Consider the following 26,930-nt stretch of genomic DNA (forward strand, 5'->3'; position numbering starts at 1 on the left):
GAACACCGAGGGAGGGACGGAAGACGGAATGGCCACAGTCGAAGGATCATCCACGGTCACGGGGGAGTGGGCGATGCCGCACCTCTCCGCCGAGGAGCATGCGGCTCGTGGCAAGGCGGAGCGCGCGGAGATCCCACGTGCGGCGCACGCGGCGTGGGAGGCGCTGCCCAACCGGCCCGAGCCGATCGCGCTTCTTGAGGAGCAAGCGAAGACCCGCGTCCCAGAGCTCGTGCCGATCCGCTACGGCCGGATGCTGGTCTCCCCGTTCACGTTTTACCGGGGCGCAGCGTGCGTGATGGCCTCCGATCTGGCCGCCGCGGCGCGCTCGGGCCTGAGGGTGCAGCTCTGCGGCGACGCGCACCTCTCGAACTTCGGGGTGTTCGGATCCCCCGAGCGCCGCATGGTGTTCGACATCAACGACTTCGACGAGACGCTCCCGGGACCGTGGGACTGGGACGTCAAGCGGCTGGCCGCCAGCATGGAGCTCGCCGGGCGCGACAACGGCTTCTCGAAGGCGGCGCGGTCCGACATCGTCCTGACGACGGTCCGCGCGTACCGCGAGGCGATGCGGAGCTTCGCGGCGCTCCGCAACCTCGACGTCTGGTACGCGAGCCTCGACATCCAGCAGATCCTCGACCGGTTCCGCTCGCAGGTGGGCCGCGAGCGCCTGAACGTCACCGAGCGCAACGTCGCGAAGGCGCGGACGAAGGACAGCCTTCAGGCTTACGAGAAGCTGACGCGCGAGGTGGGCGGCCGGCGGCGAATCATCAGCGATCCTCCTTTGATCGTCCCGATGGAGGATTTCGTGAAGGGGGTGGACCGCGAGCAGCTCGAGCAGCAGGTGCGCGAGATCCTGCGCGGCTATCGAAGCACGCTTCAGCCCGATCGGCGGCACGTGCTGGAGGGGTACAACTTCGCGGACATGGCCCACAAGGTCGTCGGGGTCGGGAGCGTCGGCGCGCGCGCCTGGATCATCCTGCTGTTCGGCCGTGACGAGGAGGACCCGCTCTTCCTGCAGGCGAAGGAGGCGCAAGCGTCGGTCCTCGAGCGGTTCCTCGGCAAGAGCGCGTACCCGAACAGCGGCCAGCGCGTTGTGGCGGGCCAGCGGCTGATGCAGGCCGCGAGCGACATCTTCCTCGGCTGGCAGCGCGTGAAGGGCGCCGACGGGATCGAGCGCGACTTCTACGTGCGCCAGCTGCGCGACTGGAAGTTCTCGGTGGACATCGCCGCGCTGGATCGGGTCCTCCTGACGACGTACGGCGGCCTCTGCGGCTGGACTCTGGCGCGCGCACACGCGCGCTCGGGCGATCGGATCGCGATCGCGGCCTACCTTGGGAAGGCGGACACGTTCGACAAGGCGGTCGCCGCGTTCGCGATCGCCTACGCCGATCAGACGGAGCGCGACCACCAGGCGCTGGCGGCCGCGGTGAAGAGCGGACGCATCCAGGCCGAGACCGGGCTCTGAGCGGCGGGCGCACCTCCGGAAGAGCAGACGAGCGGACCCGGGCCAGCGCGCGGGCGCGCCACCGCAAATTCGCCCTTCGGAAGCGCCGTAAAAGCCGAGAGGTGGTGGTGGCACGCTGATCTCGTCGTCAGGCGACGGATTGACGTTCGATGTGGGCAATCGCCTCTCTGGTCCGGTGAATCAACGCGAGCGTGAGCCGCTCCAGCTCCGTATCGGTCCCGATCAGCCGGTTGAAGTGCATGTGAGCGAGAGGCGCCAGCAAGCGCTCCATAGGTAGGAGGAGCTGCGATCGACTCCGGAGGCCTCCGAGCGCTGCGGCGAGCGACCCCAATTCCTCGTGAGTGCCATCCATGACGCTCCGGATTCCAGGCGGCAATGTGGTGGCCGCCACGGCGCCGCGAGGGTCCAGATACGACCGGAGCGTTGCTTGGCGCTTTCGATACTGAGGGCCGGAGCTCTGCTTGTCGCCTTGCTGCTTGTGCAGCCACCGGATCACATCCGCCTTTTGCAGCGATAGCCCGAAGAGCAAGTTGTCGGTCGTGGCGACCACCAGATCCCGCAGCTCGACCTCGCGGTGCTTCTGCAGGAGGGCGAGGTACTCCACGACGGATGAGGAGTCGACGCCGAAGATTTGCTCGGCGATGACGATGGCCTCCGCCCCGCCGTACCGTTCGACCTCCCGGTCGTACGTGTCGAAGGCGAAGCGCAGGCAGCGCCCGTGCTCCACGAGCGCGGTCGCCCAGCCGCAGAGCTCGGCGAACAGCGAGGCGCGCAGCTCGGGCTGGATGCAGCGAAAGCGAAGTCGCAGGTGAGGGTCGGGGTCGGTGTAGCGAACGAAGAACCACTGGCCGGCGAGCCCGTCCCCGAGAACCCGGTGCATCAGCTCCCGGACAGGACCGACGAGCAGGTCGTTCTGCAGATCGGGACCGCAGTACAGCTTGAGATACACCCACTCGCTGCCAGGCGGAAACACGCGATCTCCCCAGCCCACGACCCGTGACGGGGGCCTCGCTGGCGTGGCCACGCCGATCCGATCGCCGGTCGCGGGGCACCGCCGGGGAGGCCGCGGCTGGACCAGGGACACGCTGAGCTCCGTGGTGAACGAACCGGCAGGCCCCGCGACCCACAGCTCGTCAAAGGCAGGGAGGACCTCCTGGAGGATCAGGCGCGCCCCGTCCGTGAGGCGGGCGATCTCTCTCCGCAGCTCAGCAGCTTGCTCCGCATCGTCCAGGTCGAGGAGCAAGCGATTGTCCACGCGCGTCAGGTAGACGTGCCGAGGCACCGCCCAGGTCCGCCGCCAGCGATCGAGCTCCGCGGCGAACTCCGCAGGGCTCGCCTCTGGGAAGAAGTGTCCCCGGCAGGAGATATCAATCTTCCACTGGGCCGGCCGCAGGACCACCCTGCCGGATCGCACCCGAGGCAGGTAGGGAAACGATTCTGCCTTCCCCCAGCTGAACCGCGCGAGCAGAGGCGTGCCGTCGTCGCCGACGTCCGAGAGGAACCGGCACACGTCGGGGCCCTGGACAGCATTGAGCATGTGCCCACTGGAGACGCGGATCTCCCTGTCTGCACTCGGCCATCTCAGATAAAACCGGTCGTCCTTCACACCGACGACGAGCTCCCGCAGCGGGATGCTCTCCGCAGCGGTCAGGCCCGGATGCAACCCGACCGGGATCTCGTGGCCGCGGATCCCGGGACGGACGCTCACGTTCGCCGTGCGGGGCCGCTGCGGGAGATACACCAGCTCAGCCCACAGAAGGTCTGACCGCGGCGGCTCCTCCTCGGCGGCGATCCGGCGCAGCATGCCCACCCCTTCCTCGCCAAGACCCTCCGCGAACCGCCCAGCTACCCTCCCACCGCCCTGCGCCCCCACGTTCGGCCCGACCACCAGCATGAACTCTCCGCGATCCAGCGCCTGCGACGAGCGGGCAGCGACGAACACCGCCAGATCGAGGGAGCGCGAAGTCCGCTCGGGATCGAGCTCCGCGGCCTGAAGGCGTGCCAGGAGCGCTTCATCGAGCTCGACGCAGGGACACAACGTACGCTGCGCTGCCGCGGCGATCTCCATCAGCACCCCCTCTCGCTGGGCGATCGCGGGGATCGGCTCGGGGAGAGCGCGCGTCGTGGAGTAGCCGCCGAGGCCCACGTTGCGGTCCAGCAGATCGAGCAGCGGAACCTCCCGACCGACGCCGTAGCGCGCCAGAAAAGCCTGCCGGTAGGCCGCCAGCGCTGGCGGGCCCTCGGGATACGGCGTGAGCCGGAGCAGCAGCTCTGCGGCGCGGCAGGCCTCGTCACCGACCGCTCGGTTGATCCGCGTCCTGTCCGGGGAGAGGAACAGGTCGACCTGGAAAGGTGGTTCCACGTCTTTGCGCGGGACGAGCCGCTCTGCCCGATTGAGCAATCGCTGATAGGCTGGGATTGCCTCCTCGGGAGAGAGCGTCGCCCAGACGCTCGCCTCCTCGAGAAGGAGGCCGAGCTCTTCCAGCACCGGGCGCGCCGCGTCGATCCCAGCGAGCCGGTCGAAGAGGTGCTGGGCCGGGTTGCTCCCGGTCAGCGGGGGACGGAGCTCGGAGAGAAGGAACGTCTGCTCCAAGAGGCTCGTCAGCAGGTGGTTCACCTTCTCCGGCGTGGCGCGGGGAGCGTCGAGCAACCGGTCGCGAAGGTGGCTGTACGCAACCGGGCGCTGCGCCATCTCCAGCGCCTGATGGACGGCCCCTGTCGCCCGTATCGAGACCTCCGGGGCCTGGCCCGGCTCCGACAGGCTCGCGCGCTCCGAAAGGACAAAGCGCCCTGCGCGGAGATAGGCGGAGGGGTTGAGGACCACCCGCAGCCCGTCACGCACCTCGGGGAGACGCTCCAGGGTGGAAATGAGGTGAACGAGCCAGGCCATGTCGGGGCGAATCCGTCTTCGCGCGTTCCCCGACAGCGTGAAGTCCGTCTCCTGGTCCAGGTGCGCGACGCACACGCCAGCGAACATTCCATAAGGTGTGGGCCGGCTCGACATGCGGATCAGGAAACGCAGCAGCTTGGCCTGGACCCGCTCGTCGCGCCGGCCGCTCGCGCTGTCGCGTTCCAGGGCCTCGGACATGGACCGGCTGGCCACCAACAACGCAAGGCGGACAGAGGGATCATCGAGGGCGGCACGCATGTCGCTGGTCGAGCGCGCGGCGTCTTCGGCTCCGGCCGGCGTCTGGCGCGAGAGTCCGCGATAGAACTCCAGAGGAAGAAGCGGGGCGCGGAGCAGGGCGATCTCCAGTGCGATAAAGAGAGGTTTCTTCGATTTGCTCTGTTGACTCGCTGCCCCGGAGACCAGCTTGGAGTGATTACGGAACATGAGATGACCCCGCGTCAGGAGAGTAGCAGGAACCGATCCCAGGTCGGCTCGGAGGGCGTGGTGGCCGCGAGCATCGCCAGGCACACCCCCGGCGCCCCGTCCAGGAGCCCGGGGTTGTCCACGCGCACCCCATTGGGCTCGATGCTCCTGAATCCGAGGATTGACGCGGGCTCATAGGCATCCACCAGCTGCGCGAGCTGCGCGCGCATGGCCTGCTCGAACACGGGGAGGCCGGTGTCCATGAAAAAGCGCAGGGTGACCTGGAGTCGACCGGCGACACCATGGCAGAACGTCGGCGATGGAACGTGCCGCTCGTCCACGGGCCGCGTGACCGCCGAACGCATGGCGTCGATGGCAATCTGACAGAGGTCGGGCTTCGCGAGTGCCTGCCCGGCCATGTAGAGGGCCCTGCAGACGCCCGGGCTCCCGTAGCACCACGCGCTCTTGCACGGGAGAGGCTGTACCTCCCCGCCGCGCGAATCCCCTGGCCCGGGCAACGGGTAAAAGGCGGGCCACATCGCCCCGTGCTGGTCGTCCAGCCGGCGGACCAGGAGCCAGTCGACGATCCTCTCAATGCCCTCATCCATGCCCGGCACCGAGATTGCGCGCAGCTTCGCGAGGGACATCAGCCCCAGAGGGCCGGGGATGCCATGCGCCAGCCCGCAGTTCAGGTTTCCGTTGGGGAAGTCCCTTGCCTGGTCCTCGCCGAGGAGCAGGTGCCGGGGGGTCCTCCAGCGTGGCAGCCCCTCATCCTCGGCTGTGAGCGAGACGAGGCAGCGGAGGATGTGTTCCAGGGTTCTCCGGGGCCCTTCCTGCTCGGACCGACAGAGGAGGTAGACGCCCGCCCCGGTGACGCCGCTGATCAGATCGAAGAGTTGAACCGGGCACCCCCCGGACATCGCGTCGAGCGCGTCTGCCGCCGCCTCGATCCTCGAGCACAGGACCTCGTCAAGCGTGGTGGAAAGCCTCCGGTATCTCCGTCCCCCGCGCGAGAGGTACCAGGCCGCGAAGGCGACCCCGCCGAGCTGGCCATACAGAGACATGCCGAGCCCAGGTGTCTCCTCGACGGAGCGGGCGGCGGCCTCCAGGTGCCACCGGGCCTCGACATCCCAGCCCTGACCGGGGTAGCAACTTTCCATGTACTCGAACAACACGGCGAGCCCCGCGCCACCCTGACTGAGCGAGTGGGGTCGCCACTCCGCGAGCGCCGGATAGAAGCTCTGTTGCACGGCGATCGTCGCTGCTCGTTCGAGGATGTTGCGGTCTTTCAGGCGCCGAGCGACCTCCAGCGCAATGGCCTGCGCCGATCTGGCGTCATCGTGCATCGAGGTGTAGCTCCGGAGGGTCATTGGTGGGATTCCGCCGACGGGTGGGGTCGGTCGCGGCGACTAACAGTTATTGATGCAGGTGCATGTCCCCGGACACGAACGCTCGGCGCACGTCCCGCAGGAACATGTAAGCACCGAGGTGTCCTCGATCACCTCGGTGCCCCGAACGTTGATGCGGATATCCACGTCGAAGTCGTCGTCCTCAAGAACCTGGCTCGTCCCTCGCGTCGATCCATTTTGAATGATCATGATGCCGCGCTCCTTTGTACGGGTCCGCCTACTCCCCAAATATAGTGTGCTACCACGCACCAGCAAGCGCACCCTACAGATCTGGCCTGTCCAAGATCTACACCTGCCCCCCCTCCGGTCGAAAATCGATCGCTATGGATGCGATGGAATCGAAGGGAACAAGGGCTGCAAGTGCAACCTCATGGTTCCATCTGTCCTGTTGTTGGCTTCTCGTGAGGTGTGGCATCGAAGTTGCTCCAGTGTCGCGTCTGGAGGCATGCGAGTGCATGCGCTTCTCAGCCCGTCTGCCGAGGAGAAATTCTCCCTCAGTGAGCTCCAGTGAAGTCCGAAACGCGCGGTCCGAAGTGTGAGAATTGCATGGAGACTGTTCCGACAGAAGGCGCCACGGGTGAGATGTCAACGATCGACTATCTGCTCGTGAATGTCCCGCTGACGGATCCGACGGCCCCGTACCACTCGATCCCGTATCTCGTCGGGGCGGCGAACGCGGCTGGCTTCCTCGGCCATCGCTGCTTGGACGCGAACCTCGAGGCGCTCTACTTTCTGGCGCACCCGGACCAGGTCGCGAAGCTCCTCCGTGCCTGCGCTTCCGTTCGCGAGGAGATCGAGCGCCGCCCGCGCCGGACCCGCTACGACGAGCTCCGGTACCGCTTCGCGCTCGCGGCCGTCGGGCTCGAGCCCGATGCCGCCCAGCGCGCCATCGAAGTGATGCGCGACCCCGTTCGCTTCTACGACTACCCGCTCTACCAGAGGTCAACGGCCGTAATTCGGCGCCTCCTCGACGCGCTCTCGGTGAACGGGTTCCCCGGGCAATTCAACGGCCTCCGCGTCGATCGCAGCGGTATCGTCAACCTCTCCCGTCTCTCCGACCTCGCCGATCCGCGGATCATCGAGCGGTTTGTGGCGCCGTTCCGGCCTTACCTCGAGGGCCCGTTCGTGGCGTCGCTCAAGGAGCGCGAATTTTCGCTGGTGGGCCTCTCGGTCAACTATAGTTCTCAGCTCCCCTTCGCGATCTGGATGGCGCGAGAGGTCCGCCGCGTGCTGCCCTCATGCATGATCTGTGTCGGCGGCACCGAGATCAGCGACGTGCTGAAGTATGCGTCGCGGCGCGACGCGATCTGGCGCCTGTTCCCCACCTGCGACGCGGTCGTCGGTGGCGAGGGCGAGACGGCGCTCGTCGATTTGCTCGCCGCGGCGGAGGCGGGCGCGCGCGCACCCGCGGGGCGCCCCGGTATCCTCGTGCCGAGGACCCGCGGCGCGCTCGCGATGGCCGAAGCGCCGCGCGCGCGGTACGAGGACCTCCGCGCGCTGGCTGCGCCCCGCTACGACGTCTGGGACCTCGGGCGGTACTGGTCCCCGGAGCCCGTCGTGCTTTATTCTCCGACACGTGGATGTTACTGGAACCGCTGCACGTTCTGTGATTACGGGCTCAACACGGACTCGCCGACATCGCCGTCTCGAGAGCGTCCGATCGATGAAGCGCTCGACGAGCTCGAGGGGATCAGCCGGCTTTCACGCATTGTTTATTTTGCCGTCGACGCGATCTCTCCTGCGTACCTCCGGAAGCTCTGCGAGGGGATCTGTCAGCGCAAGATTCCCATCCGGTGGGGCGCAGAGCTCCGGATAGAGCGCTTGTTCCGGAGAGGACTCGGCGTCGATCTACGGAGCTCGGGCTGCATCGCCATCTCCTTCGGGTACGAGTCGGGCTCGCAGAGCGTGCTCGACCGCATCGACAAGGGAGTCTCTGTGGCCGAGGTGCCGGCGGTGCTCCGGCAGCTCTCCTCCTCCGGCATCGGCTGCCAGCTCATGGGGTTCATCGGCTTCCCGGGCGAGACAAAGGACGAGGCGCGGATGACGTTCTCGCTCTTGCTCGAGAACCGAGATGTCTGGACGCTCGCGGGCATCGGCGACTACGTGCTCACCTCGGGCTCGATCGTCGGAAAGGAGCCGTCCCGCTTCGGGATCCGGCAGGTCGCGGCGTACGACGGCGAGGACATCGCGCGCGTGCTCTGCTGGCGCGATGGGGACGGGCGGCTGCGCTATCCTGGCGACCTGCGTGACGCGGAGCTGCATGCGCTGGCCGCGCAGGTCGTCTCCATCGCTGGTGAGCGACCCTTCGTGGGCGGTATCGACAGCGCCCACAGCCTCCTCTACTTCAATCGGTTCGGCCCGCGCCTCGTCCCAGCTGGCGTCGGTGACGCAGGCGCCGCGCGGACGGCCAGCAGGGTGATGTACGACACGCCGCTCGCGGCTGTCGACCATTTCATCTCCAGGGCAACCCTGCACGCGCTACACGCCGCCGCGCGGAGAGGCGGCCGCTCGTTCGGGTGCGAGGAGATCGAGCGCTGGCTCGCTGAGCCGAGCGACGGCGCTGAACACGAGGTCGGCCGAGCTCGCCACTGGATCGAGATATTCTCGGACGGCCAGGTCCATGAGCCCTCCGAGAGCGAGCTCGTCGCTTGCTCTCATGGTGGTTCGTGATCGCTGGCGGGCGCTACTCAGCCGTCGCGCATCCGCGGATTGCCCAAAGCCCCCCTCGCGCCCCGGAGCTCGCGCGGAGGGCACCCGAACCAGCGCCGGAACGCGTGGCTGAACGCGGTCGTGTCCGAGAAGCCGAGCCGTAGCGCCGTCTCGGTCACGCTGCTCCTCGCCAGCAGGTCGGCCGCGCGGTCGCGGCGCACCTCCTCGACCAGCTTCCGGAAGCTCGTCCGCTCGACCTCCAGGCGCCGGCGCAGCGTCCGCTCCGTCGTGCCGAGGGAGCGGGCCACGTCGTCCAGCGTCGGGATCCCGCCCTCGGCGCTCGCGAGCGCGCGGACGAGCTGGTGCCGCACGCCGTCCGCGATCGACGGCGGGGTGAGGTGCTCGCAGAGGGCACCCACGCTGCGACACAGGTACTCCCATAACCTCTGGTTCGCGCCCACAGGCACCATGTCGAGGACCTCGCGGCGGAACACCATCCCGTCCCAGGGCGCGTCGAACCGCACGGGGCAACGGAAGAACTCCACGTGCGCAGTCCGGCGCGGCGGCGCCGCGTGGCGGAAGCTCACCTCCAGCGGCGTGAGGTCGTCGCCCGCCATCTGCCGCAGGCAGCCGAGGTTCTGCGCCAGCGCTGTCTCGTTGGAGAGGCGGTGCCCCAGCGTGAGCGGCCGCAGGCGATGCCACCGCACCTCGGCGCGCTTCCCGCTCTCGACCGCCTCCCATCGGCCCGAGTCGGTCAGGAGCGCGCTGTACCGCGCCGCGGTGTCGAACGCATGGCGGATGGAGGGCGCGCTCATGATGGCGAAGCCGAGCACGTGCAGGTCCTCCACCGTCGCCCGCTGCGCGACGCGGATCGGCAGCGACGGGTCGTCCAGCGTTTGGCCCAGATAGGTCCACAGATCGAGGAGTCGGTCGATCTCGATGCGCCGGTCGGGATCGGCGGCGAGCGACGGCAGGCGCGCGGCCCGCTCCATCGCGCCCAGCCGGATGCCGTCGCGGAGCCCGAGGTCGACGACCAGCCTGGCCACGGACGTCATCACGGTGGGCAGCGGGCGGTGCATGCGCCCGGGATCATGCAGGATCCGCACCGGCGGTCGCTCGCCGGTGTTCGCCGCGGCGCGAGCTCGCGGCGGGGCGAGCGCGCTCTGACGCGCCGATCAGGGCGCAGGCGCCGCGGGCGTCAAGGGCTGGTGAAGCCGAGCAGTCCGTGGCCGACGACGATGGTCGTGATGTTCGGAGGCAGGGAAGCGGCGTTCGTGGGGCCTGCCCATCCTTCGCGCATCAGCGCCGTCCGGATGCGCGAGATCGGGGAGATCTGGTGGGCCTCCTGGAGCAGCTTCATGGCCTCGGCCGGGATGGTCAGCGTGCCATCACCTCCCAGCGCGACGCATTGAATCTCGACCTGCTTGCGCGCGGGCGGGGGCATCGCGAACGGCGACGCGCCCTCGACGTCGCCGTCCGTGCTGGTGAGGCGCACGAGCGTGGCCTGCGCCGGCCCGCAGCTGCCTCCCGGGCCGCCGCAGCCGAGCGTCAATGGGCTGCCGTCGAGCGGCACCGCGACGAGGGCGGCCGCCGACGCCGTGTCGGGCGTGAACGCCTCGCCGGCCACGATCGGGGCGCTGTCGGGGAAGTCGAAGGCCATCTCGCCGCCGGGCGAGATGCCCACGACGACCTCGTCGCCGCCCTCGATCGGGTCGACGGGGTTGTTCGGAACGGGCCCCGCCCCGGCGAGCACGGTGTACTCGGCCGCGAAGGCCTCCTCCGCCGCGCCCTGGTTGACCACGATCGCCGTCGTGCTCGACTCCACGGCGACGATGGGGAATGCGCCCTGATTCTTTGCGTTCGCCGCGCCGGTGACGCGCAGGTAACGGCCGACATCCGCTGCGGAGAAGGTCGCGCCCTCGATCGTGTAGGTCGCGGTCCCCTTCTGCCCCGGAGCGACGCTCGCCTGTCCTGTCCCCGTCGACGTCGGGCACACATAACCCGAGCCAGCAAAGCGGCACGCGAGGGGCCCGCCTTCGAGGCCGGCAATCGTGATCACCCCCTGATCCGTCAGCGCCGGCGGCGGATTGTCCTGTGTGTCGTAGACCCACGCCTTGCACCCTTCGATCTCCCCGGGCATCTGCTCGTAAGCGGGAGGCCTGGAGGGGGTGAACAGGACTTGCACCGTGAGGCCGTGGCCCGCCTGCGGCGCGCCTTGAATCGATACATCCTGGATCGAGATGATCCCGTTGTGCGTCGCGACCGGGCAGCGGACCGAGCCGCCCTCACCGGCGCTCGATGAGCTGCCTTCACCGGAGCTCGACGAGCCGCCCTCGCCGGAGGCCGACGAGCCGCCGTGCCCTGCGCTCGTCGAGCTGCTGCCGGCGCCATCATCATCCGACATGGGGCAGCCCCCTGCGACCGCGAGGGTGGTGGTGAGCGCGAGGGCCATTGAGCCCCTCCTTGAATATCGCGAGAGTTCCATTCGACCGATCATGGCTTTGAGCCTCCACGCGTCCGGCGAGGCGCGACGCGCGCCTCCGCGGCTGGACATGAGGCAGATGTAGCGAGCGGCCTGATGGGCTGCTTGGTCGCGCCGGCCAGGGAGTTGGTCGAATCGGCCAACGAATCGGCCCGCGACGCCCTCCGGCTCTCGACGGCGACTTTGCGAGAGGCCCGCCGCGGTGCCCTCTCTCGACGTCCTCGAGGGGGCCAGCGCGTCCGGCGTCCGGAACGCGGACAGGACGAGGACGCCCGCGGAGCGATACGCGATGACGAGCGCCGCCTCGTCGCTCCGAACGCATTGTCTTCAGGTGCTGCGGATTCTCATGCCGGCGAAAGAAAGATCGCTTTTTGATGTCGTTCAGCGAATCCGCGCGGCCCGCTCGCTCCGTTTTCTCTGGTGCAGCGCCCCGTTGCGCCGGTGAACGGCCAATTGGATATCCGATGCGTCTGGGGCCGTGGTATGCGTCCTTGGCAGGAGACACCCACTTGCAAGCTGGTCTGTTGAAGGAGATCGCCGCGGCGCTCGCCGCCGTCGAGCCGGAAGGCACGTTCGCAACGGAGCTCGGGTGCAGCGGCGAGGATCTGCACATCGAGGTCGAGGGGGTCGGCCCCATCCGCTTCCCGATCTCCGCCGCCACCGCGCGAAAGCTGTGCTCCGTCGCCCGTCCGGCCCCGTTCGGCCGGCGCGACAAGACCTTGCTCGATACGAGCGTGCGCGACAGCTGGGAGATCGGCCTGCGCCAGCTCAAGATCGACACGCAGCGGTGGCGGCGCACCCTCGCTCCGAAGCTGGCGCTCGTCCGTCAGCGCCTCGGGCTGCCCGAGGGCGGTGAGCTCCACGCCGAGCTCGACAAGATGCTCGTGTACGGGCCCGGCCAGTTCTTCGCGCCGCACCAGGACTCGGAGCGCGCCGACGACATGGTGGGGACCCTCGTGGTGGAGCTGCCGTCCAGGCACGAGGGCGGATCCATCGTCGTCGAGCACGACGGGAAGAAGAAGGTCTTTCGCGGGGCCGCGCAGGGTCCGAAAGATCTATCGCTGCTCGCCTTCTACGCGGATTGTCGCCACGAGGTGAGGCCGGTGGACGCAGGCTACCGGATTTCCCTCACCTACCACCTCCTCTACCGCGGGGTGGCGGAGGCTCGCGCGCCGCTCTGCCGCGCCGCGGTCGAGCGCATCGAGGCGGGCATCAAAGCCTACCTTTCGACGCCGATCTCGCTGCCGTACGCGCAGTCTCCCTCACGGCGGCCGGACCGCTTGATCTACCTCCTGGACCACGAGTACACGCAGAAGAGCCTCGGATGGGGCCATCTCAAGAATGCGGATCGGCTGCGCGCCTCGGCGCTGCAAGAGGTCGCCGAGCGCCTCGATTGCGAGGTGTACCTCGCCCTCGCCGACGTGCACGAGAGCTGGTCGTGCGAGGGCGCCTGGGATGACTACGGTGATCGCTGGCGCGGCGATCGCGGTCACGACGGCGATCTCGAGGATGCCAGCGACGCGGACGAGCACGACCTCATCGATCTCCTCGATACGGATGTCGTGCTTCGCCACTGGGTCGGCCCGGATGGGCGGAGCGCGCCGGGCATCGCGACCATGCGGGCGGGCGACGATGTCTGCTTCACGAGGGCCTCGACCGAGATGACGCCGTTCAAGTCCGAGCACGAGGGGTACATGGGCAACTACGGCAACACCGTGGACCGCTGGTATCATCGGGCCGCCGTCGTGATGTGGCCGCGGGATCTGGCCTTCGAGGTGCGCGCGAAGCTCTCGCCGTCATGGGCCGTCGACGAGCTCGCCTCCCACGTCGAGGCGGGCAGGGCGGACGAGGCCCGCGACAAGGCGAAGAGGCTCCTCTCCTCCTGGCATCCGGCCGCGTCGGACGAGCTGAGCGAGGCGTCCTTCAAGCGGCTGGTCGAGGTATCGGCGGCGCTCGGCGACGCCGATCTGGCCCTCGGGCTCGTCTCGCCCTCGGGACCGCATCGGTTGAGTCCCGGCGTGGTGCCCGCCTTCGTGGCCCTCGTCGAACGCTACGGCTTCTCGTGGTCGAAGCGGGTCTTCTCCGCGTGGGCCGAGCGCGCGCTCTACAATACTCCGCCCTGGCTCTCGTTGCTCCCCCGCCTCGGCGAGGCGCTCCGGGCCGGCGGAGAGCACGGCAAGGCGCTCGCCGCGTGGCTCCTCGCGCGCGAGGTGGCCTCGCTCGTAGAAGGCTGCAAGGGCGCGCTCCTGTTGCCGGAAGCCCTCCGGGAGGCCCGCGCCGATCGACTGCTCGACGATCTGCTCTCGTTGCTGGAGACCGCCGCCGCGATCCGGGCGCCCTCCATTCGCGACGACCTCATCGCCTCCCTCACGGCGCCCGAGTCGGCGCTGCCGCTCATGACCGCCTGCGCGCTGTTGAAGAGGTGCCGGGAAGGGCGCAAGCCCGCCGCGGTGCAGGCCCTCGGGCTGCAGGCGCTGGTCCGCCGCGTCGAGGCCTTGCTCGAACGAGCCGTCGCGGCGAACGCGCGCAGCGCGGACGACTGGTCGATCGAGCCCCCGCCCGGGTGCTCCTGTGCGCTGTGCAAGGTGCTCGCGGCGTTCCTGGTCGATCGGGCCCAGGTCCAGCTCGCGTGGCCTCTGGCCAAGGAACGGAGGCGGCACATCCACGGAGTGATCGATGATCACGGCCTGCCCGTCACCCACACCACGCTTCGCCGCGGAAGCCCCCAGACGCTCGTCTTGACGAAAGAGAAGACTCTCTTCGAGCGCGAAGCAGCGCTGCGGGCGCAACAGAAGGCGCTGCTTACCTGGCTCAAGAAGGAGCGCAGCGCGTTCGGTTAACCGATCGCGCCTGCAATGACGGCGGCACGCGACCCCATCGACGACCCGACGCAGCACACGCCCGTGGATGACGCGCAACCCGCGCGGCAGCCGCTCGGAATGCCGCCCGTGGCATATTGACCGCGTCTGCCCGACTGGGTACGACTGGGTTCGTGCCCGGTGAACCTGATCAACGAACGCTATCCGCCACCGGTGGACAGCGTTATCTGGACAAATCAGGCAACGGCAGCTTTTTGTTTCTGATCGCGGACAGCCATCGGCCGCTTGCGTCGTCGGCGCGCATCGCCCTCGATGACGTGGAGGAGGTCGTTATCGGCCGCGGCAATGCCCGGAGGCTGGAGGTCGCGGACAGCGGCTCACGCCGGCGCGTCGAGATCCGGCTCGACGACCCGTGGCTCTCGTCGAGGCACGCGCGGATCATGCGGGTGCTCGGCCGGTGGTGCTTCGAGGATTGCGGCTCCAAGAACGGCAGCATCCTCAATGGGGCGCCGAGGAAGCACGCCGAGCTCGCGGAGGGCGACGTGCTCGAGCTGGGCCGCACGTTCTTCCTCTACCGCGCGGCGATTCCCCGCGGCGCCGAGCAGGTCATTCTGCTGGAAGCGTCGAGCCTCGCCGCGCACGTCCCCGGGCTGCTCTCCCTCATCCCGTCGCAGCTCGAGATGTTCGAGCGGCTCAGGGTGGTGGCGGCCTCCACCATCCCCGTGCTGATCCAGGGCGAAACGGGCACCGGCAAGGAAATCATGGCGCGCGCCATCCATTCGCTCTCGGGCAGGCCGGGCGCGTTCGTGGCGATCAACTGCGGCGCGCTGCCGCGGGATCTCGTCGAAGGCGAGCTCTTCGGGCACAGGAAGGGCGCCTTCTCCGGGGCCACCGAGGATCGCCCCGGGCTCGTGCGCAGCGCCGATCGCGGGACGCTCTTCCTCGACGAGATCGGCGACCTGCCCCTGTCCGCCCAGGTGGCCTTGCTCCGCGTGCTCCAGGAGCGCGAGGTGCGCCCGGTGGGCGGCACGCGCTCGATCTCCGTGGACCTTCGCGTCGTGGCGGCCACCCACCGGCCGATCGAGCGCATGGCGGCGTCTGGCGACTTTCGCTCCGACCTGCTCGCGCGGCTCTCCGGTCACGCGGTCGAGCTCTCGCCGCTCCGGGCGCGCCGGGAGGACCTCGGCCTCATCCTCGGCGCGATCCTCCGGCGCGCCGATGGAGAGCGCGCCGAGCACATCCAGCTGCACCCTCGCGCGGCGCGCGCCCTCGTCACGTACGGCTGGCCGCTCAACGTGCGCGAGCTCGAGCAGTGCATCACGACCGCGGCGGTGCTGGCGCAGCGGGGTACGATCGAGCTCGATCACCTGAACAGCGCGCTGAGGCGCAACGCCGTAGGCGCCGCGGAGCAGGGGGACGATCCTACCCGGCCCGAGGAGCTCAAGGCGCTCCTGCGCGCGCACAGCGGCAACATCGCCGGCGTGGCGCGCGCCATGGGCAAAGCCAGGATGCAGATCCATCGCTGGTTGAAGCGCTACGAGATCGACCCCGATGAGTTTCGCCACTGAGGTGCTGCGCCGCGGCCGCGGGGTGAGGCGGGCATGACGCCGGACACGGTCGTCGCGGCTCGCTACCGCGTCCTGCGCCGCCTGGCCGCGGGCGCGATGGGCGCTGTCTACGAGGTGATCGACCTCCAGACGGAGCGCCGGAGGGCGCTCAAGGTGATGCACCCTCACACGGTCGAGCGCGCCGACCTGAGGGAGCGATTCGCGCTGGAGGCCCGCGTGTCCGGCCAGGTCGACAGCCCCGCGCTCGTCGACGTCGTCGACGCGGGCGTCGATGACGCGACGGGGACTCCGTACCTCGTGATGGAGCTGCTCCGGGGGGAGACCTTGAGCGAGCGGCTCGTGCGCGTGGGCGGCCACGCGCCGGAGGAGGTGCTCGCCTATCTCGGTCAAGCCGCGCCGGCCATCGACAAGATGCACCAGCTCGGCATCGTCCACCGCGACCTGAAGCCGAGCAACCTGTTCCTGGAGCAGCGGGAGAACGACGCCCCGCGCATCAAGATCCTCGATTTCGGCGTGGCGAAGGTGCTGCGCGAGGGCGCGACCCGCGGCTCGACCGGCGCGGCCGGGACGCCGATCTACATGGCGCCGGAGCAGTTCCAGAGCGGCAGGATCACCCGGTCCGCCGATATCTACGCGCTCGGCATGATCGCGTTCACGCTCCTCGTCGGCAGGCCCTACTGGGAGGACGAAGTGGCCATTGGCGACAGCCCCGTCGCCTTCGCGCTCGTCGCGCTGCAGGGCCCCAAGGAGCGTGCGTGCGAGCGCGCCGCGCGGTACGGCGTGACGTTGCCGCCCGCGTTCGACGCATGGTTCGCGCGCGCGACGGCGCTCGCGCCGGACCAGCGCTTCCCGACCGCGGGCGCCGCCGTGGGGGCGCTCGCGCGAGCGCTCGGCGTGCCTGGCGACGAGCTGCCAGCACAGCAGGCCGCCGGGGCCGAGGCCCGCGAGGGGACGCCACCTGTCGACGAGCAGCCGACGCGGACCGACACGTTCCAATCCGACGGGCATCGGGGCGGAAGCGAGGGCGTGGGACGCACGGACTCGGTGGCCGCCGGGGCAGGGGGGCCCGGCCCCGCGCCGCCTCGCTCCGAGCCCGAGAGCGACGCGCCGAACCCGACCTCCCCTCGGCAGCCGCGGGCCATCGTGCACCTGTCGCGCCGGTGGCGCTGGATCGCAGCCTCGAGCCTCACGCTGGCCGCCATGGGCCTGGGCGCCGTCCGGTGGGCGTTCCCTCACCGGCCAGCGCCTGCTCCTCCACCCACCGTCATGCGATCTCCGCTGGAGCCCGACAGCGCGGTGCTCGCGTGTCCGATCCTGGAGGCCTCCGGGGTCGAGGAGCCGGCCGGCTGGCTGGGAGCGGCCGCGGCGGCGACGTTGTGCGAGCGGGCTCGGGTCCTCCTCGGAGGCCGCGCGGCGCGCACGCTGGTCCCTGCGGAGCTGCTCTCCCTCCCGCGGCCGCACGCGGACGCGGTTCCGATCGATCCCTATGCCGGGCCGGAGGCTCGCGCGCAATCGCTGGACGCGGCGCGCAGGAGGGGAGCGGCCTATGTGGACGGGGCGATCGTCCTGGAGCCGTCCCGAGCCTTTCAGCTCACGGTCACGCTGCGCGCCGCCGACGGCAGGGAGCTCGCGTCCTCGGTCGGCAGGGCGAGCGCGCTCTATGAAGCCGTGAGAAACGCCATGGAGCCCTGGGTCGATGCGGGGGTGTTGCCAAAGGCCTCACGCCTCGACGACGCCGTGGCCGATTTCTCGAGGGCGCGCACGGTCGACGGGGCGCTGGATCTGCTCGACCTGACGCTGGCCATGACCCACAACGCCGGCGGGCTCCGACAGGAGTGCGCCCGGTTCGAGGCGCGCGGCGGCGGGCTCGCGGAGATGGGGCCAGGAGAGCGCTTTCGCTGCGCCTACACGCTCGGCGAGCCCGCACCTGACATCGCGCTCCCACCGGCCAGCGCCGGCGCCTCACCGGGTGAGCTCGCCGCGCGCGCCCGCGTCGATCTCATGATGCGGCGAACCGTCGACCCGACGGCTGTGGCGGAGCTCCAGCGCCTCCACGATCGCGAGGCGTCGGCCTGGGGACGCTCGACCCTCGCAGCGACGATATCCTGTCTGCTGCCGTCGCCCGATGAGAAGCGCGCTACCGCGATGACGACGCTCGCCAAGGACATGGCGTTCAGCGCGGTGCAGGCCGAGCCGAAGAACCCGATAGGGGAGTGGTGCGCGCCCTGGTTGCAGCTGGCAACAGTGACCCACGGAACCGCGAGCGCGAAGAGCGCCCTGCAGGGGATGCGGGTATGGATGCCGTGGGAGGCGTATGGATGGCTGTGGGAGGATTCCGATCCCGGCGCGGTCGAACGCCCGGCGCAGGATGCTCGCCAGCGCGCTCTCCGGTTCGCGCGGCGTGCCTATGTCCTCTCCCCCCTGGACATGAACGTGGCCGACACCCTGGTCGATCGGCTGCTCCAGGAGGGAGCGCGCCAGGAGGCGCGCGGGATAACGCTCGCGGTGGCCCAGGGAAGCCAGCTGCTCCACAAGGTCGGGAGCGAGCTGCTGCTCATCCGCGTCGAGGCAAGCGAGGCCAGCATCGGCGCCGCGCTCGAGCGGGCGAGGCGCGCGATGGCCATTTCCCCTGGCGATTCCGGGTTTGTTCGCGTGCAGCGCCTCCAGATCGCCTGGCGCGCGCTGGAGCTCGCGCTCGTCCTCGGGCGCGAGCGCGAGATCGCCGACCTCATCGTCGCCCGCTTCCTCGACCCGGAGCCACCCCTCCTCGAGGGCACGCACATCAGCGTCCCGCTCCGCATGGGCGCCGTCTGCGCCCGCGCCAGTCGGGCGGTATCGCGGCGTTGCTTCGAGCGGCTTCGCAAGCTCCGGGTCAGGTTCCCGGAAGGCGAGCTGCCGAACACGGAGAGCTACATCACGGGCGCCGAGCGTCATGCCAGCGGAGACCAGCGGGGCGCCGCGCTGGCCTGGCGCCCGCTGCTGCAGGAGCCCGAGCCGTTCGTCGAGGTGCTCGGCGACGCCATGGTCGCGACCTATGAGCGCGAGGGGGAGCGCGAGCTGGTCGACCGGCTGGAGCGGGCGATCCCGGACGACAGCGAGGCCCTGAACGGCGCGAGCCTGAAGACGGTGCGCGAGGCGGAGCGCGCGGCGAGGCGCGGGGACAAGCAGAGGGCCCGCGAGCTGGCCCAGCAGGTGATCAAGGCCTGGTCGGCCGTGGACGCCCCCGTCCCGGCGGTCGAGTCGATGAGGCGGCTCGTGGCGAGGCTACCTGAGTGAGCGGTCGATCAACCAGGGTTTGAACGAAGAGCACCCCGAATCGCTCCTGAGATCGCATGGATGGTTCAAGTAGACCGTGACGGGGTATTTCCACTGCGCGCCCGCCTCATCGCACGGCGTGTAGATGGATCGCCTGGCACCGGCAGTCCGAGCGCAAGCGCCCGGATTCCCGTTGAAAGGAGAGCATGGCTTCGGCTCATGGACGAAGCACTGCGCCGCCGCGTCGGACGCGGGGAGGGCGCAGAGCCTGTCGGCGAGGTTCGCCGCCCCTTGATTCCAGTCCTCGCCATAACACGCGTACTGCTTGTCGAAGAGCACCCCGTCGGGCCGAGCCCCCCCGGGGTTCGAATCGAAGATGTTCCCGTAGAACCCGCCCTCGCGGTACCTGAACAGCTCCACCTCCGTCGCCGGATACCTCACGCCCTCGTTCTCACCCACCGCGCTCTCGAACTTCACGTCGACCGCAAGATTTCGCTCCGATAGCATCACGCTGAAGTACCCGACCTGTTCGGGGGTGGAGGTCGCCTCGTCAACGATGCCCGCGCCAGCAGGACCATTCGTGGGACACAAGAAATCGACCGTGTCGCCCGGACCGTCGAGCGCGTCGCTCTTGATGTGCTTGATGTACCTGCTCCGAGGATCTGCCGCAGCGTAGTCCACATGGTTGCATCCATGGATGCCCGCGCATACGCGCACAAACACCGGAGACGAGCTGACGTGGGCCGAGTTGAGCTTGAGCGTGACCTTCCTCGGCCCGCTGTCGCCTGACCTCTGCGCCAGGCATTGTCCGACGTAACGCGCCGTCCACCCGCAGTCGCTCGTCGCCTGACGCGGTCCGCCGGGAGGGGTGCACGCGGCGAAGCTCTCGATCTTCGTGGCCTCGCCTGTGCTGGTGTTCCTCTCCCGAGACCTGGTCTCGGCGGGGACCTTGTCATGGAGCGCGACGAGATCCCCCGGGCCGCGCATGGATACAACGACCACCTTGTTGAGCGCGTTCACCCGGGCGAGCACGCCGGCGGAGACCGCTTGCAGGCATTCGGGCGACGGAAGGTTGTGGAACCAGTCTCCCAGCTGCCCCCCGCCGGCGCATGCCCCGATCTGCCCGCTCCACTCGTAGCGCTTGTTCCCCACGCGGGCTGACACCTTTTGGCCTTCCTTCAGGGCAAACGAGACGATGTAGTGCATCAGCTGAACGGCACGCGGCTCCAGCGTCGGGTCCTGCGTGCTGAAAGGCCTGACATCGTCGAGCTTCAGGCTGTTCAGCTTGCTCACCTTGAGGCGCTCGAGCAATTCACTGTTCGCGCGGAGCGCCTCCGCGCTGATGCCGTTCTTGGGCATGCCGTTGTGAGGCAGCTGCCCCGGGGGAGCGACTGGCTCTGTTGGCCCGCCTGTGGACGCCGGCGTCACAGGCCCGCTGGGATTCACCGTGACGATGCATCCGCCGCACCCCAGGAAAGAACCCACGCCGATGCAGGCTAGCGCCATGTACAAACGGCTTATGGCCACAGGCATTCTCCTTCTCCTGAACTCGAGTCGCGAGGTGAGCGCCCCTCGCGGGCGCGCATCCTGGCATGGACGCGCAGCGGTTGGCCAGCAGGCCCCCTCGATGCTGAATGGTTTTTGCCGCCACCGAGGCATCTTTCGTGCCACGGTGCACGCTGCGCGCCGTTGCCCACCAGCGTGGCTGGATGCCTGGTTATGACCGCGGGCTGCACGTTCGCCGTCTCATCGAGGCAGCGCCGAGCGCCGAGCGCCGGCGCGGTGAGCCCGGCTTGGCGCGCACATCGCCCGCGATAGACCGGGGTGTTACGCCGGTGATACACCGTGTTGCGCTGCGGAAAACCGCGCCGCGCACGTGTCCCCGTAACAGGTCGGGCACCCCGCTGTTGCACCGCGCGGCGCCGAGCCAGGGAGGCGTTACAGGAGGGTGACGGTACCGATCGCCGGGCCGGCGGTCCGTTTCGGCGTGAAGCCACGGACGATGCGCCGCCATGAAACGGCACGTCCAGCCCTCCGGCATCACCCCGCCGAGGCGCGGGCGTCCGCGTTTGGCATGCGTTTGAAGGGCGAGCTCTTGCCACACGCTGCCGTCCGTCCGGTTGGCACCGGAGCTGCAATACCGGCAAGCGTCTGCCCGACCGGGCGGTCAGGCGCCCGGATAGCCATCACTCGGCCCGGGATCCGTGGCCAGGGGCGGGGGACACGTCCAGCTCTGCGTGAGGATTGCAGACGTCTGGATCTTCTCGTCACGCGCGGGAGCCTTTCGCGCCGCGCGCACAAACGACCAGCGATGGAGAATTCCATGAAGAATCGATCGATAGGCGCGGCGTTGACCTGCGCCCTGCTGTTGACCGCCTGCGGCACCGAGCCGGAAGAGCCGGAGCTCGTCGGATCGAACAGCGATTCGCTCATCGTGGCGCCCTCCAGGCGGGCGCCCAAGGTCGATCAATTGCATCTGCGGCTCACGTCGGATGGTGTCGGGGTGCTCTCGCTCGAGTTCGCGCCGAGCGACCGCAAGCGTGTGCTCGAGGAGAACAAAGGCGCGGCGTTCGAGATGAGCCTCGATGCGCGCGAGAAGGCGGTCACCTTCAACGACTCGGGAATAAAGCCGGATCTCAAGGCCGGAGACGGCCTGTTCTCCGCCGCGGTCCCCATCGACCTGGAACGGCTCAGCCAGATCAACAGCGAGATCTCGAAGCTCAAGACCCGCACGCTCCAGACGTTCGAGCCGGGGTCGCGCTTCGCCGCCAAGCCCATCGAGATCGCGCAGACCAACGCGATCGACATCGAGGCGCTGAAGAAGGGCGCGACCATCCGTCTGCCCAACCTCGCGGAGCTCGGCCCCCTGCGCACGCTCGGCGGCGTGACCACGGCCGCCATCAACCCGCAAAAGTCGCTGCTGATCCGTTCACTGCCGGTGATCGAGGACCCGGCGCGCACCATGAACCCGTGCGACTCCAGCGCCGCGAACGCCCCGCTCAAGAAGTGGACCTTCGGCTACCTGATGGAACAGATGGCCATCGGGTCCGGGCTCACCGCGAGCCAGTTCGTCGAGCAGTGGCTGGCTTCCTGGCGCACCCAGCAGATCGTCAACGCGAGCTCGGGCAGCCTCGTCCTCGATGCGACGAGCGCGGCCGCCGCGGCGAACGTGGACAGCATGATCATCAACCCCTGGCGCCAGAGGAGCGGCGGGGGCGCGTTGAACCTCAGCATCGCGCCGTTTCGGCTGCAGGCCATTCTTTATCGCCCCGACCTCGCGCAGAGCTCGCCCTACCTCGGCGGGGCTGCCGGCAACAACGGAGGCGAGCTCCGCTTCGTGTTCGGCCTGATGGAGGTCCGCGACGGCAATCGGGACGGCGACGCCAGAGACGGCGTGGACACCTGCCAGTCGATCGAGGCCGCCGCGATCTTCGAGTACGGGGTGCCCATCACGAGCTGCGGCGACATCAAGGACTGGGCGAACAAGTGGGTCAACCTGAGCGCCTTGCTCCCCGGTGACCCCGCCTACGGCACGGCGCTCGAGGCGCTGACCGAGCAGGTGGTGAGGAGCGGCGCCGCGCCGGGCAACCCCAACCAGAACGCGCTCAACCAGCTGCGCACGAACGAGATCGATCTCACGGGGATCTGGCAGATGCGCGAGTTCGTGATCCGCCCCGGGAGTGGACCTCTGCAACAGACCACGACCAAGAACAACCCCCGCAAGCACCAGGCGAACTTCACGTCGGTTCCGGGCACGACCCCGGCGCCGATCGATCTGAACGGCAGCGATACGCTGCTCACGGAGATCCTGGCCTCCATGAGCCCCGGCTACACGATGCCCGAAGCTCGCGGGGGCGTGCCCATCATGGGCGGCGCGTCGACCTACAACGCCGGGACCTTCTGGGATCACCCGGACCTGGAGACGCCGGCGGAGCTCGAAGCGCGCTTTCGGTTCTCGTCCAACACCTGCAGCGGCTGCCATACGGGCGAGACGGACACGCTCTTCTACCACATCCGCCCCGCGGGGCCCGGCGGCGTTCCCAGCATCTCGGCCTTCCTGCAAGGCCCGTTGACGGTGACGGACAATCGCGGGATCAGCCATTCGTTCGCGGAGATGGACAACCGCAAGCAGGCTCTCGCGAGCCTCGCGAACCAGTCGTGTTCGTTCCGCATTGGAATCCCGCCCTTCCAGGTGTTGCGGCTGCCGCTGCTGAGCGTGCACTGAACCGCGATGAGCGCGGGGCCCGCGGCGACCGAACGCGCCGCCCGGGCCCCGCGCCAGGCCCCGCACCAGCCCGACAGGTCGAACCGGCCGGCGTCGCTTGACGACCGGCGTTCCTGGTTTATAGTGAGCCCCGCTGCTGCGGTGTGCGATCCCCTCGTTCGCGCACCGGGTCCAAATCGGGGGAGAGTGAGCCGCGGCCCCGTCGCGTGATCGCGCCGGCCGCGTGCGTCTTCGTGGATTGGACAGCAGCATGGTTGGCAAATTGCATCTCGATGCGGTGGTGCGTCGCCTGGATGGCGCGACGGCCCGCATCGACAATCCGTTTGGGATCCCGATCACCCTCGTGGCCAGGGAGGATGTCGTCGTCGAGGCCGACGGCATCGAGGAGCTCCTCCGGTTCGCCTCGCTTGAAGGCACGCTCCGCGATCTTCAGACATGGGAAAAGGCCGGCAGGATTGCCCCGTTCTGGGGCGGCACGGCCGGCGAGATCCGCTCCATCGTGCTCACGCCCGACTTTCACAAGGGCGCGGGCATCCCCGTGGGCACCGTCGTGGATGCCCGCGGGTTCGTGGTGCCGCAGGCCGTCGGCAACGACGTCTGTTGCGGCATGCGCCTGCTCGCGACGGACGTGGACCGGGACGAGCTCGCGCCGCACATCGGCGCCCTGAAGCAGCGGCTCCGCGCGATCTTCTTCCAGGGGCAGCGCGATATCCCCATGTCGCCTCGCCAGCGCGCGGCGATGCTCCGTGACGGCCTGTCCGGGCTGCACGAGACGGCGGCGGACAACGCCCGCACCGGCCTGTGGGCTCACTACGATCCTCGCGCCCAGCGCGCGGATCTCGATCGCGTGCACTTCCACGGCGGGCTCCCCGCGCGTGGGACGTTCGCGTTCGACGCGTACATCCAGGCGTCGGGCCGGGCGGACGGGCGTGACATCCAGATCGGCACGGTCGGCGGCGGCAACCATTTCGTCGAGATCCAGGCCGTCGACGAGCTGGTGGACGGCGCGACGGCGCGCTCGTTCGGGCTCTCGAAGAACGCCGTCACGATCATGGCCCACGCGGGCTCCGTCGGGCTCGGACACGCGGTCGGCGGCTATTTCAACGAGCGCGCCCGCGCGCTGTACCCGGCGGGGGTGCCCCATCCGGCGCACGGCTTCTATGTGCTGCCGGCGGTGGGCCCCCACGCCCGCGAGGCCTCCGTCTACCTCGACGCGATGCGGAACGCCGCGAACTTCGCGTTCGCGAACCGCCTCTTCCTGGGCCTCATGGTGGTGCGCGCGATGCGGGAGGTCGTTGGCCGCGAGGTCGCGAGCACGCTCGTGTACGACGCGCCGCACAACCTCATCTGGGAGCCCGACGGGGCCGAGCCGCGCTACCTGCACCGCAAGGGCGCGACGCCCGCCGGGGGACCCGACGGCGAGGGCGGAGCGTTCTCGTACACCGGTGACCCGGTGATCATCCCCGGCTCGATGGGCGACTCGAGCTGGGTGCTGGCGGGCGCAGGGCACGCGGGGCTGCTAGCGAGCGCGTGCCACGGCGCGGGCCGCAGCCTCACGCGCGGCCGCTCCGCGCACGCGGACGAGGACGTCTACCGGCGCGCGGTCGAGAAGCTGCACGTCGTGACGCCGCTCGACCCCGACGCGCCCCAGGTGCGGCGGCGGCGCGACATCCTCGCGAAGTACCACCAGCGGATGAAGGAGGAGGCGCCCTATGCCTACAAGCCCATCACGCCGGTGGTGCGCTCCGTCGAGGAGGCGGGGATCGCGCGGCGCGTGGCGCGGCTCTGGCCGCTCGTCACGGTCAAGGGATAGGAGCACGACCCGGACGAGCGCTCCTCCCGCGAGCGGCCCTCGCGAGACGTTCGATCGCCTCGCCGAGATCCTCCCCGCGCTGGCTTCCGGTTGATGCGCTACGCCGAGCGCCTCATGAGGCCCCGCACGCTGGTGTGCGGAGGCGCGGCAATGCTTCCAGCTACCACTCTGCGAGCACGCCGGCGCTGACGACGTTGGCGTCCTGCGTCTCACCGCGATGCCAGGTGTGCTTCAGATTCATGCCGTCGATCGAGAACACCACAGGGGTCATATAGTACGCGATCTTGCCGCCGATCCCGCGCACCTCCTTGATCACGCTGATCTTGACCGGGTTCGATGCGGCCTTGTCCCAATCCGTCTCCGTCACGTTGGTGGAGCCATAGGAGACTGCGACCTCGAAATCTCCCGCGCGGTAGTTCGCGGCTGCCAGGTAGCCGTGGTGCGTGCGCAGCTCGCCGATGCTGTCGATGGCCGTGTTGCCGAGCGCCCACGCGGTGCCGAGGCCCTGGCCGAGCCAACCCGTGGCGCCGATGCCGAAGCCGGCGTAGCGACCCCAAGCGCCGACGCCGGCGCCCCACACGTTGCGCACCGCGTCCGCCGGAATGCCGGGATCCTGCGTGGCGGGGTCGGACGGTGACGCCGTGGTGCGGCCGACCATCTGCGTCAAGCCGTTGACCCAGGCGTTGACCTCGTCCTTCACGACGGGCTTGTCGTTCAACACCTTGCGAAAGGTGAGCTCGCCCTCGAAGCGCGGCGCGACGGTGCGATTCCAGGAGCTGTCGATCATGGCCGGGTCGAGCGCCGCCAACGAGAGCTGCACGCCGGCGAGCTCCGGCGTGGCGTAGCCGAGCTGCGCGTGACGCGACGGAAACATCGAGCCCACGCCGGTGTGGCCGCAGGTGGCCGCCCCTGACGAGTCCACGTTGCACGGATGACCCACGCCGTGCTGGTGGATCAGAGCCCAGTTCATCCTCATGCCGCCGCGATTGAACAAGCCGAGGCGGCGACCGCCCCACGCTGCGCCCCAGCTGCCGGACAGGTCCACATACTGCTCGCGGAAGTCCACCGAGGCCGCATCGTTGAACTGGCGCACGTTGTTGGTCTGGGCGTTCTGAATGCCGGCCCACAACGCCAGCTTGATGGTGAGCTTCACGTCCGGCAAAACTTGCTTGTAGATGTTGAACGCCAGGATCGTGCTGGCGAAGCCGCCACGGATGCGGAACGTATTCAGATCCGTGTCGGTGACGGTGTTGCCGACGGCGCCGGCGGGCGTCGGGTTGCCGCGGATGGCGATCTGCGGTCCTACCAAGATGTACCGATCGGTCGAGGCAGGGTCATCGGGGTCGACCTTGTTGCCCAGGTTGTCCGCGTTGATCGTCTCACCACCGATCCAGTTGAGGTAGGCGTCGACGCGGCCGTTGGTCGAGACCTCCCAGTCGTCCACCTTCTCCTTCTTGAGCAGGAAGATCTCGGCTCGCGCCGGCGACGAGGACAGCAGTGCGGCCAGGGCGCCCGCGCAGACCACGAGGGCTCCCACGACTCTCTTTGAACGAAGCACGTTTGCCGACCTCCTCTGCCTGGATCTCGAACGAAGGCCGGCCTGGACCGCAAGCCGGCGACGCATGCAGCAGAACGAATAGTTCATACAAACAAATTTTGAAATAGAAATTCTAAAAGTCCTACCGCACGGTGCTCGGAGCGACGGCGATGCGCTCGGCCAGTTCCCGGAGGCTCCCCTCGCCGTCGGCGTGAGCCTCGACGATTCGCTGGCGCAGGTCGCGGCCATAGGCGGGGCGAGCGCATCAAACCGTGCAAACATGCAGCGTCACTGCAGTCTAACCAGCGTGATCCGCAACAAAGATCAGTAGTATTGTCGGATAGTTAGAGGTCCTGATGCGCTCGTCCTGAGGCTGTAGGGCCCTGCGTGCCACC

13 protein-coding genes are annotated in these 26,930 nt (G+C 69.0%); 7 read left to right on the top strand and 6 right to left on the bottom strand.

Annotation, left to right across the window (positions count from 1 at the left end; translation table 11 throughout):
• Nucleotides 1-28 precede the first annotated feature (28 nt).
• Nucleotides 29-1,465: a DUF2252 domain-containing protein gene (locus WMF45_RS10805; protein WP_437716830.1), complete on the top strand. Its 1,437-nt coding sequence runs from the start codon at nt 29-31 to the stop codon at nt 1,463-1,465.
• A gap of 127 nt (nt 1,466-1,592) precedes the next feature.
• On the opposite strand, the gene WMF45_RS10810 is transcribed toward WMF45_RS10805, so the two are convergent.
• Together WMF45_RS10810 and WMF45_RS10815 are read right to left on the bottom strand one after the other, a co-directional pair.
• A complete protein-coding gene (locus WMF45_RS10810; RefSeq protein ID WP_437716831.1) occupies nt 1,593-4,799 on the bottom strand; it encodes a lantibiotic dehydratase in 3,207 nt (1,068 codons plus the stop codon).
• A gap of 14 nt (nt 4,800-4,813) precedes the next feature.
• A complete protein-coding gene (locus WMF45_RS10815) occupies nt 4,814-6,148 on the bottom strand; it encodes a lanthionine synthetase C family protein (RefSeq protein ID WP_437716832.1) in 1,335 nt (444 codons plus the stop codon).
• Nucleotides 6,149-6,769: 621 nt separating this feature from the next.
• Between WMF45_RS10815 and WMF45_RS10820 the strand changes: the two genes are divergently transcribed.
• Entirely contained in the window at nt 6,770-8,857 is a 2,088-nt protein-coding gene (locus tag WMF45_RS10820; protein WP_437716833.1) for a B12-binding domain-containing radical SAM protein, read from the top strand.
• 17 nt (nt 8,858-8,874) lie between these two features.
• On the opposite strand, the gene WMF45_RS10825 is transcribed toward WMF45_RS10820, so the two are convergent.
• Nucleotides 8,875-9,915 (bottom strand): AraC family transcriptional regulator, encoded by a 1,041-nt coding sequence (locus WMF45_RS10825; RefSeq protein WP_437716834.1) that lies wholly within the window; start codon nt 9,913-9,915, stop codon nt 8,875-8,877.
• 119 nt (nt 9,916-10,034) lie between these two features.
• On the bottom strand, nt 10,035-11,288 hold the full coding sequence (locus WMF45_RS10830) for a hypothetical protein (protein ID WP_437716835.1): 1,254 nt from the start codon (nt 11,286-11,288) through the stop codon (nt 10,035-10,037).
• A 539-nt stretch (nt 11,289-11,827) separates the two neighbouring features.
• Between WMF45_RS10830 and WMF45_RS10835 the strand changes: the two genes are divergently transcribed.
• The 3 genes from WMF45_RS10835 (at nt 11,828) to WMF45_RS10845 (ending at nt 18,981) form a co-directional block, all read left to right on the top strand.
• Nucleotides 11,828-14,158, top strand: coding sequence for a 2OG-Fe(II) oxygenase (locus WMF45_RS10835; RefSeq protein WP_437716836.1), 2,331 nt, complete (start codon nt 11,828-11,830; stop codon nt 14,156-14,158).
• A 152-nt stretch (nt 14,159-14,310) separates the two neighbouring features.
• Nucleotides 14,311-15,705: a sigma 54-interacting transcriptional regulator gene (locus WMF45_RS10840; protein ID WP_437716837.1), complete on the top strand. Its 1,395-nt coding sequence runs from the start codon at nt 14,311-14,313 to the stop codon at nt 15,703-15,705.
• 33 nt (nt 15,706-15,738) lie between these two features.
• The gene (locus tag WMF45_RS10845; RefSeq protein WP_437716838.1) at nt 15,739-18,981 is read left to right on the top strand and encodes a serine/threonine-protein kinase; all 3,243 of its coding nucleotides are present in this window, start codon (nt 15,739-15,741) and stop codon (nt 18,979-18,981) included.
• Here WMF45_RS10845 and WMF45_RS10850 read toward each other — a convergent pair.
• Nucleotides 18,970-20,319 carry a hypothetical protein gene (locus WMF45_RS10850; RefSeq protein WP_437716839.1) on the bottom strand — a complete coding sequence of 450 codons (1,350 nt, stop codon included), beginning with the start codon at nt 20,317-20,319 and terminating at the stop codon, nt 18,970-18,972. The genes WMF45_RS10845 and WMF45_RS10850 overlap by 12 nt on opposite strands.
• A gap of 964 nt (nt 20,320-21,283) precedes the next feature.
• Between WMF45_RS10850 and WMF45_RS10855 the strand changes: the two genes are divergently transcribed.
• Together WMF45_RS10855 and WMF45_RS10860 are read left to right on the top strand one after the other, a co-directional pair.
• Nucleotides 21,284-23,185: a hypothetical protein gene (locus tag WMF45_RS10855; RefSeq protein WP_437716840.1), complete on the top strand. Its 1,902-nt coding sequence runs from the start codon at nt 21,284-21,286 to the stop codon at nt 23,183-23,185.
• 250 nt (nt 23,186-23,435) lie between these two features.
• The gene (locus WMF45_RS10860) at nt 23,436-24,998 is read left to right on the top strand and encodes an RtcB family protein (protein ID WP_437716841.1); all 1,563 of its coding nucleotides are present in this window, start codon (nt 23,436-23,438) and stop codon (nt 24,996-24,998) included.
• A 160-nt stretch (nt 24,999-25,158) separates the two neighbouring features.
• On the opposite strand, the gene WMF45_RS10865 is transcribed toward WMF45_RS10860, so the two are convergent.
• Entirely contained in the window at nt 25,159-26,535 is a 1,377-nt protein-coding gene (locus WMF45_RS10865) for a porin (protein ID WP_437716842.1), read from the bottom strand.
• Nucleotides 26,536-26,930: the final 395 nt, after the last annotated feature.

It is taken from the genome of Sorangium sp. So ce448 (assembly GCF_051520915.1).
GTDB lineage: Bacteria > Myxococcota_A > Polyangia > Polyangiales > Polyangiaceae > Sorangium > Sorangium cellulosum_B.